The organism is Bradyrhizobium sp. S3.7.6 (assembly GCF_054061875.1).
In genome coordinates this window covers 4945553-4959369 of sequence record NZ_JBSSEQ010000001.1, presented here as the reverse complement: position 1 = coordinate 4959369, position 13817 = coordinate 4945553, and the positions used below count along the sequence as shown (strand labels likewise).

15 protein-coding genes are annotated in these 13817 nt (G+C 63.3%); 7 read left to right on the top strand and 8 right to left on the bottom strand.

Annotated features, from left to right (window positions below):
• From ACVJ5M_RS24080 to ACVJ5M_RS24070, 3 genes are all read left to right on the top strand, one after another.
• On the top strand, positions 1–333 hold the full coding sequence (locus ACVJ5M_RS24080; protein WP_135213712.1) for a hypothetical protein: 333 nt from the start codon (positions 1–3) through the stop codon (positions 331–333).
• A gap of 144 nt (positions 334–477) precedes the next feature.
• A complete protein-coding gene (locus ACVJ5M_RS24075; protein WP_354097585.1) occupies positions 478–1119 on the top strand; it encodes an HAD-IA family hydrolase in 642 nt (213 codons plus the stop codon).
• Between the two features lie 37 nt (positions 1120–1156).
• Entirely contained in the window at positions 1157–2092 is a 936-nt protein-coding gene (locus ACVJ5M_RS24070) for a nucleoside hydrolase (RefSeq protein WP_354099709.1), read from the top strand.
• An 82-nt stretch (positions 2093–2174) separates the two neighbouring features.
• Here the strand turns inward: ACVJ5M_RS24070 and ACVJ5M_RS24065 are convergent, their stop codons facing one another.
• The 3 genes from ACVJ5M_RS24065 to ACVJ5M_RS24055 form a co-directional block, all read right to left on the bottom strand.
• Positions 2175–3128: a YVTN family beta-propeller repeat protein gene (locus tag ACVJ5M_RS24065; RefSeq protein WP_135213715.1), complete on the bottom strand. Its 954-nt coding sequence runs from the start codon at positions 3126–3128 to the stop codon at positions 2175–2177.
• Positions 3129–3130: 2 nt separating this feature from the next.
• Positions 3131–3700, bottom strand: a complete 570-nt coding sequence (locus ACVJ5M_RS24060) for an SRPBCC family protein (RefSeq protein WP_063983150.1) — start codon at positions 3698–3700, stop codon at positions 3131–3133.
• A gap of 955 nt (positions 3701–4655) precedes the next feature.
• Positions 4656–5423 (bottom strand): AAA family ATPase, encoded by a 768-nt coding sequence (locus ACVJ5M_RS24055; RefSeq protein WP_354097587.1) that lies wholly within the window; start codon positions 5421–5423, stop codon positions 4656–4658.
• Between the two features lie 265 nt (positions 5424–5688).
• Here ACVJ5M_RS24055 and ACVJ5M_RS24050 point away from each other — a divergent pair, with 265 nt between their 5' ends.
• Positions 5689–7761: a DUF1217 domain-containing protein gene (locus tag ACVJ5M_RS24050; protein WP_354099710.1), complete on the top strand. Its 2073-nt coding sequence runs from the start codon at positions 5689–5691 to the stop codon at positions 7759–7761.
• Between the two features lie 16 nt (positions 7762–7777).
• Here the strand turns inward: ACVJ5M_RS24050 and ACVJ5M_RS24045 are convergent, their stop codons facing one another.
• The 3 genes from ACVJ5M_RS24045 to ACVJ5M_RS24035 all read right to left on the bottom strand — a co-directional run bounded on the left by ACVJ5M_RS24045 (position 7778) and on the right by ACVJ5M_RS24035 (position 10858).
• Positions 7778–8638: a PCC domain-containing protein gene (locus ACVJ5M_RS24045; protein WP_354097589.1), complete on the bottom strand. Its 861-nt coding sequence runs from the start codon at positions 8636–8638 to the stop codon at positions 7778–7780.
• A gap of 9 nt (positions 8639–8647) precedes the next feature.
• Positions 8648–10255 (bottom strand): acyl-CoA synthetase, encoded by a 1608-nt coding sequence (locus ACVJ5M_RS24040; protein WP_354097590.1) that lies wholly within the window; start codon positions 10253–10255, stop codon positions 8648–8650.
• Between the two features lie 105 nt (positions 10256–10360).
• Positions 10361–10858: a hypothetical protein gene (locus ACVJ5M_RS24035; RefSeq protein WP_354097591.1), complete on the bottom strand. Its 498-nt coding sequence runs from the start codon at positions 10856–10858 to the stop codon at positions 10361–10363.
• 94 nt (positions 10859–10952) lie between these two features.
• Between ACVJ5M_RS24035 and ACVJ5M_RS24030 the strand changes: the two genes are divergently transcribed.
• From ACVJ5M_RS24030 to ACVJ5M_RS24020, 3 genes are all read left to right on the top strand, one after another.
• Positions 10953–11315 carry a hypothetical protein gene (locus ACVJ5M_RS24030; protein ID WP_354097592.1) on the top strand — a complete coding sequence of 121 codons (363 nt, stop codon included), beginning with the start codon at positions 10953–10955 and terminating at the stop codon, positions 11313–11315.
• 92 nt (positions 11316–11407) lie between these two features.
• Positions 11408–11923, top strand: coding sequence for a DUF3828 domain-containing protein (locus ACVJ5M_RS24025; RefSeq protein WP_354097593.1), 516 nt, complete (start codon positions 11408–11410; stop codon positions 11921–11923).
• Positions 11924–11934: 11 nt separating this feature from the next.
• Positions 11935–12210 (top strand): GNAT family N-acetyltransferase, encoded by a 276-nt coding sequence (locus tag ACVJ5M_RS24020; RefSeq protein WP_354097594.1) that lies wholly within the window; start codon positions 11935–11937, stop codon positions 12208–12210.
• A gap of 49 nt (positions 12211–12259) precedes the next feature.
• Here ACVJ5M_RS24020 and ACVJ5M_RS24015 read toward each other — a convergent pair whose 3' ends face one another.
• Positions 12260–12658, bottom strand: coding sequence for an SPW repeat protein (locus ACVJ5M_RS24015; RefSeq protein ID WP_166341913.1), 399 nt, complete (start codon positions 12656–12658; stop codon positions 12260–12262).
• 201 nt (positions 12659–12859) lie between these two features.
• Positions 12860–13795: a tetratricopeptide repeat protein gene (locus ACVJ5M_RS24010; protein ID WP_354099711.1), complete on the bottom strand. Its 936-nt coding sequence runs from the start codon at positions 13793–13795 to the stop codon at positions 12860–12862.
• Between the last annotated feature and the right edge of the window lie 22 nt (positions 13796–13817).

The following is a 13817-nucleotide window of genomic DNA, read 5'->3' as shown; positions in this document are numbered from 1 at the left end:
GTGTCCGCGATGCCCAGCCGCACCTACATGCTCTTCCGCAAGGCAATCCTCGCCGAGCAGCAGGTAACCTGCATCTACGAGGGGCGTTATCGCGAGCTCTGCCCCCACATCATCGGCACCAACAAGATGGGTGAGGAAGCCGTCCTCGCCTGGCAATTTGGCGGCGAGAGCAGCGGACCGCTGCCGCAATGGCGATGCCTGAAGCTCGCCAATATCACCAACGCCCGCACGCGCGATGGCCCCTGGCACGAGGGCGGCTCTCACCGGACTACTCAGACCTGCGTCAGCAACATCGATCTCGACATCAATGTTCACGTGCGCAGGTTGCGGTGACGCACATGCGTCCCACGGCTGACGGGCTTGCCGGCCATGATCGCAGGGTTGATTTCAATGCGCTCGTGTCGCATGGGTGTCCTCGAATTCTTCTAAATAATAGCCGCCACGTCTCGTTTGTCAGCGAACTCCAAAACCTCCTCCATGCACTACTCCCTCGCCATCTTCGATCTCGACGGCACACTGGCCGACAGCTTTCCGTGGTTCCTGCGCACCATCAACGATGTCGCCGATCGCTTCAATTTTCGCCGCGTCGCGGATGACGAAATCGAAGCGCTGCGACATGCCTCGTCGCGCGAGATCCTCGCCCGGCTCGAGGTGCCGCTGTGGAAGCTGCCGGCGATCGCGCGGCATGCGCGGCGGCTGAAGGCGGAGGCGGCGGCGGAGATTCCCCTATTCGCCGGCGTCGAGACGATGCTGCAGACGCTGGCCGGGAACGGCGTGCAGCTCGCGCTGGTGACGTCGGATAGCGAAGCCAATGCGCGCGAGAAGCTTGGCGAGTCCGCCGCCCTGTTCGCGCATTTCGACTGCGCGGCGTCGCTGTTCGGCAAGCCCGCGAAATTCCGCCGCGTGATCCGGCGCGCGGGCGTGGAGCCAGGCCGCGTGATCGCGATCGGCGACGAGGTCCGCGACATCGAGGCGGCGCGCGCGATAGGGATTGCCTGCGGCGCGGTGAGTTGGGGCTACGCCGCGCCGGCGGCGCTGCGGGCGCTTGCGCCCGATCACATGTTCGCGCAGATGGATGAGATCGCAGACGTGGTCTGCCGGATTTCGCTCAAGGCCTGATCCGCAATCGGCCCCCCCCCGGCCCAAGGAGACGGTGATGACACTCTCGGACGCAGCCCGCCTCAAACTCCTGGAGCCGCCGGTCGGCAAGGTGCGCGTGGTGCTCGACACCGACACCTACAACGAGATCGACGATCAGTTCGCGCTGGTGCAGATGCTGCTGTCGAAGGACCGGTTCGACGTCGAGGCGATCTACGCCGCGCCGTTCTTCAACACACGCGCCGACAGTCCCGGCCACGGCATGGAGCTGAGCTACCAGGAAATCCTTCGCCTGCTGGAGCGCCTCAACGTCGCGCCGGACGGCCTCGTCCATCGCGGCGTCACCGACTATGTCGGTCCCGGTAAGACGGCGCAGGCGGCCCCCGCCGTCAACGACCTCGTGGCCCGGGCGCGCGCAGGCTCCCCTGACAATCCGCTCTACGTCATTGCCATCGGCGCCATCAGCAATGTCGCCTCGGCACTGCTCGAGGCCCCCGACATCATCGACCGCGTGGTGGTGGTCTGGCTTGGCGGTCACGCGCTGGAATGGCCGCACACGATCGAGTTCAACCTCAAGCAGGACGTCGGCGGCGCGCAGGTGCTGTTCGACAGCGGCGTGCCGCTCGTGCTCGTGCCATGCAAGGGCGTCACCTCGCACCTTCACAGCACGGTGCCGGAGATCGAGCGCTACGTCGAACCGCATGGCAGCATCGGCGCATTCCTCGCCATGCGCTTCAAGGACTATTCGTCCGACCATCTGGGCTGGGCCAAGGAGATCTGGGACATGGCGCCGGTCGGCTGGCTTCTCAATCCCGATTGGGCGCCGAGCGTGATCGTGCCGGCTCCGGTTCCCACGGATCAGATCACGTGGAGCATCGATCGCCGGCGGCATCCGATCCGCTACGTGACCTATGTGGATCGCAACCCGATCCTGAAGAACTTTTTCCTGAAGTTGAAGGCGTTTGCCGGATCTAAGAGTGGTTTAGCGCCGTAGCCCGGATGGAGCGAAGCGCAATCCGGGAAAGTGTCCCCGCATTCCGCTTCGCTCCATGCAGGCTACAGATGCTCCGCGCCCCCTACTCCGTCCTACGCAGGAACGCCCCGAACGCGCGCGGGCCGTCGCCGGTCTTGACCTCGCCGATCACCTTCAGCTCGGTGGCATCGATGATGCTCAATGTGTTGCTCTCCCAGCAGGCGACGATGACGCGCTTGCCGTCGGCGGTCACATTGATGCCTTCGGGATAGTCGCCGACATTGATCCGCTTGACCGGCTTCAGCGTCGCCAGGTCGAACACGCTGACGGTGCCGCCATATTGGTCGGTGACGAAGCCGCGCCCTTGCGTCAGCGCCACCGCATAAGGACGCATCCCGACCGGCACGCGGCCGATCTCTTGGCTCGCGGCGATGTCGATCACCGAGACGTCGTTGGAGCCGACATTGGCGGTGTAGGCGCGTTTTCCCTCGGCATCGATGGTGACGCCGAACGGACGGGTCCCGACCTTGATGGTCGCCCTGCGCTCACGCGTCGCGGTATCGACCACCGAGACGCTGTCGTCGTCGCGGTCCGCCGAGAGCAGCAGCCTGCCATCAGGCGTCACCGCGAGGCCGGACGGGGATGCGCCGACCGCGATGCTGGCCGTGATACTGCGCGAGGCCGTATCGATCACCCGCACTGCCGCCGCATACCAGTCCGCGACGTAGACCGTCTTGCCATCGGGCGTCACGGCAATGCCGAGCGGCCCGCCGCCGACCTCGATCCGCCCCGAGACCTGCCGCGTTGCGGCGTCGACCACGGTCACCGCCTTGGCGTCGGGGCTCGTGACATAGGCAAAGCGCCCATCCGCGCTGACGGCCACGCCGGCCGGCTTGCCGCCGATCGGGATGGTCGCGACGCTGCGCGATGTCGCGAGGTCCACGACCATCAGATCGTCGCTGAGCTGGTTGGTGACGAACGCCTCTTCGGCGGACGCGCTGCCAATACTGGCAGCGCAAAGGCTGGCGGCGAGCGCCGCCAGGATCCGCGCCCGCACGGTCAGCTTCCGCTCTCGATCTTCTTCTTCAGCGCTTCGAGGCCGGCCTGATAGAGCCCCTTCACCGCCTTCACCGCGGCCTCGTCGCTGAGCTCCGGCGGCGGATCGTTGTTGGGGAAGCCGCGGTAGAACGCGCCCGCCCATTCCAGCGTCGCGCCCTTGCCGTCGGCGCTCGGCGTCACCGTCAGCGTCGAGGAATAATTGGTGACCGGCAGCACCTTCACGTCCACCTTGGTGATCCGGTAGGAATAGGTCATCGCGGCAGCGTCGAACTTGTAGAGTTCCTCATCGACGGTGGCGCCTCCCGTCAGGGTCAGCCGCCGCGTCGCTTCGATCTCATTGCCCTTCTCGCCCTCGGTCTTGGTGACAGGCGGCAGCCAGCTCATGTCCTGGAAATTGCCGATCGCGGCCCACACCTTGGCCGGCGGCGCGTTGATCTCGATGGATTCGCGCACCTTCTGCCGGGTCGGCCCATGTGCCCAAGCCGGGCCAAACGCCGCCGTCAAAGCCACCGCGCCCGCGGCAGTCAGCACCGCGCCCATGACCATGCGCCGTCCAATCGTCACCCTCATCTCGTTTCCTCATGCGTCTCGTGGATCGTGCGCGACTTGAGGCGCGCTGCGATCATGGTAGCGCATTTTGCGGCCGTGGGGAGACCTGTTCATGGCGGCGTTGCGGCGCGCGCTCGCGCGTCCCACAACCCCTTGCGCCGCCCGTCGGGCAAAACACCCAATGGGCGGGTCAACCGCACCACGCAGAAATAATTCTCTTTATCCGCATTTCGGATTATCATATAGAAAGCCATCCCACCCCGGGCCGAGGGGCGTTATCGCGATCGTCACGACACGCGGGGTGGGACGTGGTGGACGCAGGCGGCGTCGGCGCGAAGGTGGTTTGCAGGGCGGGCAACCGTGAGCGAACGCCGCGCGCACACGACCGGTGCAGCCTGTGTACGGTAAAACCGTGCCGTCCTGGCGCCCGGAGCCTGTGCGCCAAGTCTTGCGGTGATGTGGCGGCCCGACCGGGCCCGCACATCAGTCATCCGCAAGGCGACGGGGGCAATAGTGCATCGCTCCCCGGGGGAGAGCTCGGCATAAGCCGTAAAACCACTGCGCAGGGAAGGCCGGATGTTTGGCTTCACCTGTATGCCACTGTGCAAACTTCGTAGCGCAATTTCCGCACAGTGGACCGCGGGTGCCAGCCGGCACCCGGCCTTCCCCGCGCCCTCGGCACTTTTGGGGGCGATGAATACAGCAGAGCTCGGGCAGATCTTGCCGCGAGGATGCGAATCCGTCCGTGCGATTTGAATTCGAATGCAAAGATAGAAGCTGCTCGCGTGCCCCGGACGCAGCGCAGCGCTTCCCTGGCGATGCGCAGCATCGTCCAGTGCGGCGGTGCGCTGCAGAGCCGGGGCCCATGCATCAGCGAGCGTGTGACTGCGTGAGTCCCTGCTCTGCGCCGCACCGCTACGCGCTGCAGCGCGTCCGGGACACGAGAAGAGCGAGTGCCGTGGGAGCGCGCCCTCGCCTACTCCGCCAGTGTCGCCTCCACGAACCCGCGCGGATCGTCACAGAACTCGCGCATCACCCGGTAATGATCGGTTTGCTCCACCGTCGTCGGCTCCAGGCCGTATTTGCCCAACCGCAACAGTCTCGCGTTTGGATAGGCCATCAGCAGAGGCGCATGGGTTGCCATGATGACCTGGCAGATGCGGGACTCGTCCATGCGTCGCAAGAGCTTCAGGAATTCGATCTGACGCGCCGGCGACAGCGCCGATTCCGGCTCGTCGAAGATGAAGATGCCCTGGCGCTGGCAGCGCTCCTCGAAGAAGCGCAGAAAACCTTCGCCATGGGAATGCGACAGGAAGTCGGGGCCGGCCTGGCCGGCATCACGTGCGGCCTCGTCGAGATATCGCGCGACCGAGAAAAAACTCTCGGCGCGAAAAAAACAGCCGTTGGCGATCTTCGGCAGCCAGCTTGCGCGCAAGGCCCTGGAAAGCTGGCCGCCCATCTTCTCCCGCGCTTCGGAATGGTCGACGGGCATGTAGCCCTTGCCTCCACCCGCATCGTCGTAGCCGGCAAGCGCTGCGATACCCTCGAGGATCGTCGACTTCCCGGTGCCATTCTCTCCGACGATGATCGTGATGGCGGCGTCGAAGTTGAGCTCGAAATCATCCGGGAAGATGGGCAGGCAAAACGGATATGCCTCGCGATCGTGAACTCGCGACGGATCGAGCCAGACCCGCTTCAGATACGGCGCCGGCAGGTTGATGGTGCGATTGCTTCGTCGGCTCATGCTCTGCTTCCAACCCACTCCGGTCGATATTTCGACTGGAACATATCAGGAACACAATCCTCGCGAAAGCAGCACCTGAGAAACATACAGCAACAAAACCCGGCATGCGTCACTTGGACGCAAATTAAAACCTAAGATTGCAGCGAAGAATCGCCTTAAGAAAACGTTGCTGCGAGACAGCTTGCTGGCATGAGGCCAGCCCCCACCCCGCGACCCGGCAATGATTGACGGAAGTCCAGGACCGTAGAGCCGCGAGGAATGCGCGATGGTATCAACGTATTTCAGCTACAACTACATTGCGCACCATCTCAAGCAGTCCCTGACGCGGGTTGAACAGCAACCCGATGTCGCGCGAGAATCCGCCTATTACAAAGCCAACATCGGCAAGGTGCGGACCGTCGATGATCTTATGAAAGATTATCGCCTGTATCATTATGCGATGAAGGCATATGGCCTGGAAGACATGGCCTACGCCAAGGCTTTCATGAAGAAGGTGCTTGAGAGCGACCTCTCCGACCCAAAGAGCTTCGTCAACAAGTTGGTAGACAAGCGCTACCGGGAGTTTGCCGCGGCATTCTCCTTCAATGGCAGTGCCACGCCAGTTGCGCAATCGGGAGACCAGACCGACGAGATGATCGGTCTGTACACGACGACCAAGAAGAGCCAGGTCGATGCGCTTGCCGCAGACTCGAATTACTACAGCGCTGAAATCGGCAAGATCAGCAGTGCAGACCAACTCCTGAACAACGACCGTCTTCGCAACTATGTCTACTCGGCATACGGGATCGATCAAAGCAAGTGGCCGGGTGACACGATAAGTCAGGTCTTGCGCAGCGATCCGTCCGATCCAAATAGCTACGTCAACACCACCTTCGCTTCTCAGTTGACCGGCCTCAACGCCCAGCTTGCTCAAGCCAAATCGGACGCCAGCGCCGCTGATCTAAAGATAACCGGTTACAAGGCCCAACTATCGCAACCGGGCGCCGACGTGACCCAGTTGAACATCCAGATCCTGGTCGAAAAAAGTCACCTGGAGTCATATACGAAAAGCATTTCCAGCCTCAGTGACCAGATAGCGACGATTGGCGGGTTTGTAGACCTGGCCGGCGCGTTCGAGTTCTCGCCCGACGGGTCGCTTCCGTCAGGCGTGTCCGCCCAGACTGCCGCAAATGTCGCGATCACGAAAAAGCGGTTCGACGACAGCAAGGCCGCCGTCTATTCGGCGGCAAGCCCGATATACGAAGCTTTGGCGATCAAGCAATTCAGAACGGACCTCAGCAAGATCAATTCAGTCCAAGCGTTCGTATCGACACCTGGCGTGTATGATTTTGCGCTGGGCGCCGTCGGCCTCGATCCCGGAATGGTCTCGAAGGCGACGATCAAGGCAGTCCTCGAAAGCGACGTCAACGACCCCAAGAGCTACGTCTATACCCTCAAGGACAATCGGTACGTAGAGCTCGCACGCGCCTTCAACTTCGACGCAAAAGGCAATCTGACGACCCCCTTGGTGGCTCAAGACTCGGCTCAGGTCCTCCAGATCGCGAGACAATACGTCGTTGCCGCGCTGAAACAGGCAAGCCCTCAGCAGGAGAAGGCAATTCGGGCACTAGCCACGAAAGATGCGACGGCTTATCAAGAGGCAATCGCAGGCATCGACAGCGTTTCCGAGCTTCTCGCAAACAGGCCGATGGTCGATTTCATTCTCTTGGCCAAGGGTTTGGACCCTAAGAAGGTCAGCACCGAATTTCTCAAGAAGATCTTCAGCTCCGACCTGAACAACCCAAAGAGCTTCGCGAACACGCAGAGCGATCCTCGCTTTGCCGAAATCGTTGCGTCGTTCAACTTCGACAGCAAGGGCAACGTCGCGCGCCTCCCGATGATGGGTCCTCAGAAGAGAGATCAATTCCGGGAAACACAGGCGAACTATCTCCAGCAAAGCCTGGAGCAGCAGCAGGGGGATACGAATCCCGGCGTACGCCTTGCGCTCTATTTCCAGCGAAAGGCGGGAGAAATCACGTCCGCATACGACATCCTTGCCGACAAGGCTCTTTCAGAGGTGTTCAGAACCACCTTCGATTTGCCTGACTCGATGGCCTCGATGCAGATCGATCAGCAAGCCAAGGTCGTGGACAAATTCATGAAGATCAAGGATCTTTCCGATCCGGCGAAGGTTGAAAAACTGTTGAGCCGGTTCTCCGCCATGTATGACGTCAGAAACGGCGAGAGCATCGGCCAGGGTCAATCTCCCTTGCTCAACCTCTTTCAAGGATCGAGCTCGGGCATATCAGGGATAAGTGAATCCACGTTCTTGGCCATCGCCAAGCTACGTGCTCACTGATGATCGCTCGCCGATACTAGCCCAACACCTCGAGCGCCAGCTCCATGGTCATCAGCACGGGATTGTCCCCACGGATCAGACGGCCCTCAGCGATGCCGCCAGTGTAGTCGATCAGGGCAATGTCGAGCGCCGCCTCCGGTGCACCCGAACTGCCCTGTACAATCGTCCCCGCTGTCACAGCGAGCTCGGTCGCGAACGGTTCGGTCACGCCGCCATGGGTGAAGCGCGCGCCGATGGTCGAGCCGACGCCGCCGTGAATCTTCGCGCGTGCGATGCCATGCGCGCGGCAGAACGCTTCGAGGCAGCCGGCAAAATCCTGGTTGGGCCGCAGCCGAAGTGAGAAGGCGCGGCTCGTGGTGCGCGCGCCGGTGCTCACACCAGGCACCGGCCCGAACAGCTTGAAATTGGTCTCGGGATCGGGCTCCGCGGTGAACATCGCGCCGTCGATGCCGAACGCTTCGACCTCGAACGGCTCGGCGACAACCGTCTCGTCCGGGAGCATGTGGCCGCCGCTTGCCTTGCCGTCCGCCTCCGTCCAGAGCCCGTGGCAATGAAAGAACGGGGCGCCATCGCGCATACCGAGCGTCATGCTGCCGAGTTTCGTGCGCATCACGCCGCTGGGGCGAAAAGTGTCACTGTAGAACGCTGCGTTCTCACCTGTCTTCGACAGCGCCGGCATCACATATGCGAATGGTCCGAGCGCAGCGCTGCCAAAATTCAGCACGCCACTGGCAAACCCCTCCGCCGCAAAACCACGCCGCGCGGCTTCGAGCAGCGGCAGACCCGCTTCGAGCCTGAACGAGAACGCGCGCCCCCTCGCCTCGACCCATTGGATGCGTTCGGCGACAGGCGCGCCCGGCTGCTTGATACTTCGCATCGCGTATGCTCAGCCCGCCTGCTTGTTGTCGAGATCGAGCAGCCCGCGCGCCTCGAGCTCATCGCGCACCATGCGCTTCGGGATCTTGCCATAGCCGGACTTCGGCAATGCATCCCAGAAGAAGAACCGCTTCGGCATCTTGTAGCGCGGCACCTTCTGCAGGAGGAACGCCGCCATCTCGGCTTCGCTCACCGGCGTCTCGCCTTCGCGCGCGACGCAGACGGCGACGCCGACCTCGCCCCAGGTCGCGTCGGGCACGCCGAGCACGGCGACCTCGCCGACCGCGGGATGCGTCAATATCTTCTCCTCGATCTCGCGCGGATAGATATTGGAGCCACCGGAGATGTACATGTCCGAGGCGCGTCCCGTGATGTAGACAAACCCCTCCTCGTCCATGTGTCCGAGGTCGCCGGTGCGGAACCAGCCGTTGCGGAACGCCTTCGCATTGGCCTCGGGGTTGTCGTAGTAGCCGGCGAGCACGGCAGGCCCGATCACGCAGATCTCGCCGCTCTGGTTGGCGGCCAGCTCGCAGCCCTCGTCGTCCTGGATCGAGACCTGCATGGCCGTGCGCTCGAAGCCGCAGGTGCCGATCTTCGCATAGGGCCCGTCCTCGGGATCATGCAGCGCCGCCGGCAGCACGGTGATGTTGCCGGTGACCTCGCCGAGGCCAAAATACTGCACGATGACCTTGCCGAGCTTCTTCAGCGCGGCCTTCTGGTCCTCGCGGTACATCGGCGCGCCGGCATAGATCACGTGACGCAGCGAGGAATGATCGTATTTGTCGGCGGCCGGATGCTCGACCATCATCTTCAGGATCGTCGGCACCGTGAAGAGATTGCTGACCCGATGCGCCTCGATCAGGCGGAACGCCTCGTCGATGTCGAATTTCTCCGTCGGCAGCAGCACGGTGCACACACCGCGGGCGGTCTGCACCAGCTGATGGACGCCGGCGCCATGCGACAGCGGCGCCACCACCAGCGACGCATCCGCTTCCGTGACGCCGGGGGTGAGATCGGCGAGATGGTTGGTGACGACAAAACCCATCTGGCCGTGGGTCAGCACCGCGGCCTTGGAGCGGCCGGTGGTGCCGGAGGTGAAGAAGAACCAGCAGGGATCGTCGTGCTCGACGGCGACGTTCGCAACACTTGCACCGGCCTGCGAGGCGATGGCTTCCGCCACCGAGCGCTCGCCGAACGAGCCCTTGCCGTCGACGCTCCAGGTGAACTCGAGCGCACCGCCCTTCACGGCTGCAGCGTGCTCGGGAAAATCGACGTGGCACAGGAATGCCTTCGCGCCGGAGGCCTGCGCGAGATAGGTGACCTCATCCGGCATCAGGCGGAAATTGGTAGGCACCCAGACCGCACCGAGCCGGAACGCGGCGAACATCGAGAAGAACATCTCGTCGCCGTTCTTGGAATGGACGAGGATGCGGTCGCCCTTGGCAATGCCGCGCGCGGCGAGTGCGGCGGCCAGCGCCGAGACCTGCGCATCGATCTCGCGCCAGGTCCAGGATTTGTCCCCCCATACGAAACCGGGACGCGCCCCATGCCGCCGCGCATTCTGGGTCAGCATGTGAGCGAGATTCATGACGCGGCGGGACATGCGCAGGGGCTGCATCGGGCTTCCTCTTCGACGGCGGACGGCGCACGAGCCGCCCGCTCCTTGCAGCCCATTTATCGCCATCGAATGCGGTGTAGCAAGGCCGCCGGTCGCGCATCTGCCCTACGGCTGCTTGAACGCAAAGGGCGTCGCCGTGATGGCCTTCTCCTTCCAGCAGGCCTGCGCACCGAAACCACCGCAATAGCTACCGTGCAGATCGAAGCGAATGGTGCGCGCCGCGCCACGCTTCATCGCCGGCGGCAAAATCTTGTAGCCGCGGACAGAGCCGTCGAACACGGGGCGCACGCTGCCGTCGGGCAAAGTCACCAGGACGTTCATGACGCAGCCGCCGGTTCCGCAATAGGTGGTCTCGCGCTCCCCGCATTTGGTGTCGCGGAAATCGACGATGTAGTCCTCACGGCCGTCGCCGGTCAGATCGATCTTGCGCACGGTGTCCGGCGCGAAGGTCACCAGGCCACCATCCTGGCTGTCGCATTCCTCATTGGCGTAGCGCAGCGCCTGCTGCACGGCGGGCGGATAATCGGAGGGATTGAACGGTTTTGCATCGTCGGCGCGCGCAGCGGTGGCGAGCAGTATGAGCAGGAGGATCAGATAGCGCATTCGCGTTTGTCGCCGGCGCAGCCGCGACCGTTCAGGGAATTTTAAACATGATCGGCGCAACCTCAGCCAGTTCTCGCGTACAGAGTGCCGCATCATGGTCAAAGCGCCCGCCTTCCTCCTGTTGTCGCTGGTGCTCGCCGGATGTGCCGTGGCGCCTCAGGCGCACCTCTCCGCCGACCCCGCCTTCAAGCCCGCGCGCTATGCCTGGGATGGCGCCGGCGAGGATCCCAACCAGCCACGTTCCGGGGCTCCGCGTGCCACGCGCGCCGACGCCGGCTCCGAGCGCAACAGGTCGCAAGCCGGACTTCAGCCCTATTCGAAGGAATGGTGGCAGGCCCAGGACGGCATCGAGGCCGAGCAGGACGCCAGGGTCACCCGCTCCCTCGTCATCTGCCAGGGTTGCCTCCGCCCGCAGCCGCAATCTGAAGATTCCAGGCTCGCCAAAGCGACCGATTGAACCGAGCGGCCGCGCCATCGGTCTACAGAGATACGCGCTGACGCCGGCCGCTCCGGCCCTGCGATCGCACGTCATTATCTCAGGGACATTTCATGCTCACCCGTCGGACCTTCGTCGCCGCCTCTCTGCTTGCCTCCGCCGCTCCGGCATTCGCCGTGATGCCTGCCTCCAGCGACCCCGTCGCGATCCTGACCGCCATCTACACGCGCGCAGCCAAGGGCAAAGGCGATGGCGGCGGCGCCTTCGTCATCGAGAACAAGGCGGCCAAAACAAAATATCTCTCCAGGGCGCTGGTCGCGCTGTGGGCCAAGGCGGATGCGCATACGCCGAAGGGCGACGTTGGTCCGGTCGATTTCGATCCTGTCACCAACTCGCAGGAACCGGACGTGAAATCCTTCAAGGTTGACGCGGAGAAGGTGGAGGCCGACAAGGCGACGATCGCGGTGACCATCACCGGCCACCGCAACGACCGCAAACCCGCCGACCAGATCGTGCGCTATGACTTCGTGCGCGAGGCGAACAGCTGGCGGATCGACGACATCAAGGGCTCGTCCGACGGCGAGGCCTGGTCGATCCGCAAGATGCTGACGGACTCGTTGAAGACCTGACGGGAGACACCATGAGCGACGTCATCGATAACAAGGCCGATCATCGCTTCGAGCTGGAGGTGGAGGGCCATCTCGCGACCGAACACTACAAGCTCGACGGCAACGTCATCACCTTCGAGCATACCGGCGTGCCGAAGGAGCTCGGTGGCAAGGGCGTCGGCTCGAAGCTGGTGCAAGCCGCGCTCGACCAGGTCCGCGCGGCCGGCTTGAAACTGATCCCGCAATGTCCGTTCGTGAAGGCGTGGATCGAGAAACATCCGGAGTATGCGGATTTGGTGAAGAGTTAAGCGAGCGCAGGCCCGCCGAGCGCACGGCAGGCCTGCTCAAATCTACCGCCTATTGCCCATGCTTCAGCATATCCTGGTCACTCAGACCCCAGTCCTGCCACAGCTGGAGCACGCCGAGGATCACCGCCACCGCTCCGAGACTCGTATGGTAGATCCGGAGAAAGCCTTCGCCGGAATAACCGAACACATAGGGCGAGACGATAAGCCACAGCCCGACCAGGATCGTCGCCACCTCCTGCCAGCGCTGCAACGCGACATATTCGAGCTGGCTCAGGCCGAATACGACGAGGCCGATTGCGACCGTGTTCAGGATCATCGTCTGGCGTTCGACGATCGGCGAGTGATCCTGGATGGGGAACCACGGCGATGCGACAATCAGCGCGCCGAGCAGCATCCCGCACCAATCTTCCCATGTTCGATGAGTCTTGATGAAACTAAAGTCCGACATCGTACCCTCCTCCAAAAGAGGCATACGTCAGCGGCTGGCGATCATGACACTCCGAATGTCTAGCGACCGTGCCGGCCGCATTCGGGCGTATGTCCTGTAACGAGACGTGGGGAACCGGGTGCACGATTGCAAGACGGACTGATGTTTTTTGCCAGCGAGGCGGCATTAGGAATTATGGCTCACGCGTTGATCGAACGCTCGCTACAGAGCCCCAAGCTTCTGCAGTGCATCATGGGCGGACGGCAGGCCTGGACGCAATTCCAGCGCCTTCCGGAAATCGGCAATCGCGCCCTGCCTGTCGCCGAGGCGCAGCCTGGCCTGGCCGCGGTTGTTCCAGGAGAACACGTCGGAGGGATCGTATTGCAGCGCCTTGTCGTAGTCGGCAAGGCCGCGCTTGTTGTCGCCCCGATAGAGCCGGATCATGCCGCGATTGCGCCAGCCGCGTGCGTCGGTCGGCGCGACGCGGATCGCCTCGCCGTAGTCGGCGGCGGCCCGGTCGAGCTGCTCGCTGTCGCGGTAGACGTTGCCGCGGTCGATATAGGCAATCAGATCCGGCGCCAGCCTGATCCGCATGCTGTAGTCGGCGAGCGCATGCGCCGTGTCATGCTTGCGGGCATAGACGAAGCCGCGGTTGGCGTAGGCGGTGACATAGTTGGGATCGCGCTTGATCGCCGCGTCGAAATCGGCAATGGCGCCGTCGAGGTCGCCCTTGTTGAAACGGGACTCTCCGCGGTTGCTGTAGGCCAGCGTCAGCGACGGATCGAGCTTGATGGCTTGGTCGTATTCGGCGATGGCACGATCATAGTCGCGCTTGAAGCTGTAGACGCGGCCGCGATTGTTGTAGGCGCAGGCATAGCCGGGAGCGAGCCGGACCGCCTCGTCGAGATCGGACAACGCGGCGTCGAGCTCGCGTTTCTCGGTGAGCCCATGGCCGCGATTGCAATAGGCGCCGGCAAGCCTCTGCCCGCTCTCGCTCCTGGTATCGATCACGGCCGAGCAGGCTTTGATCCGCGCGTCCGGCGTACTGGCCAGCCCGACGCAGGCATCCCAGGCCGGGGCGCCTTCGGCCGCAGCCGACACCGGCGCGGTCGAGACGAGCGCCGCAAGCAGCGCCAAGAGGCTGAGCGGGACACGCATTTTCCGGATATCTCCCCTGCGG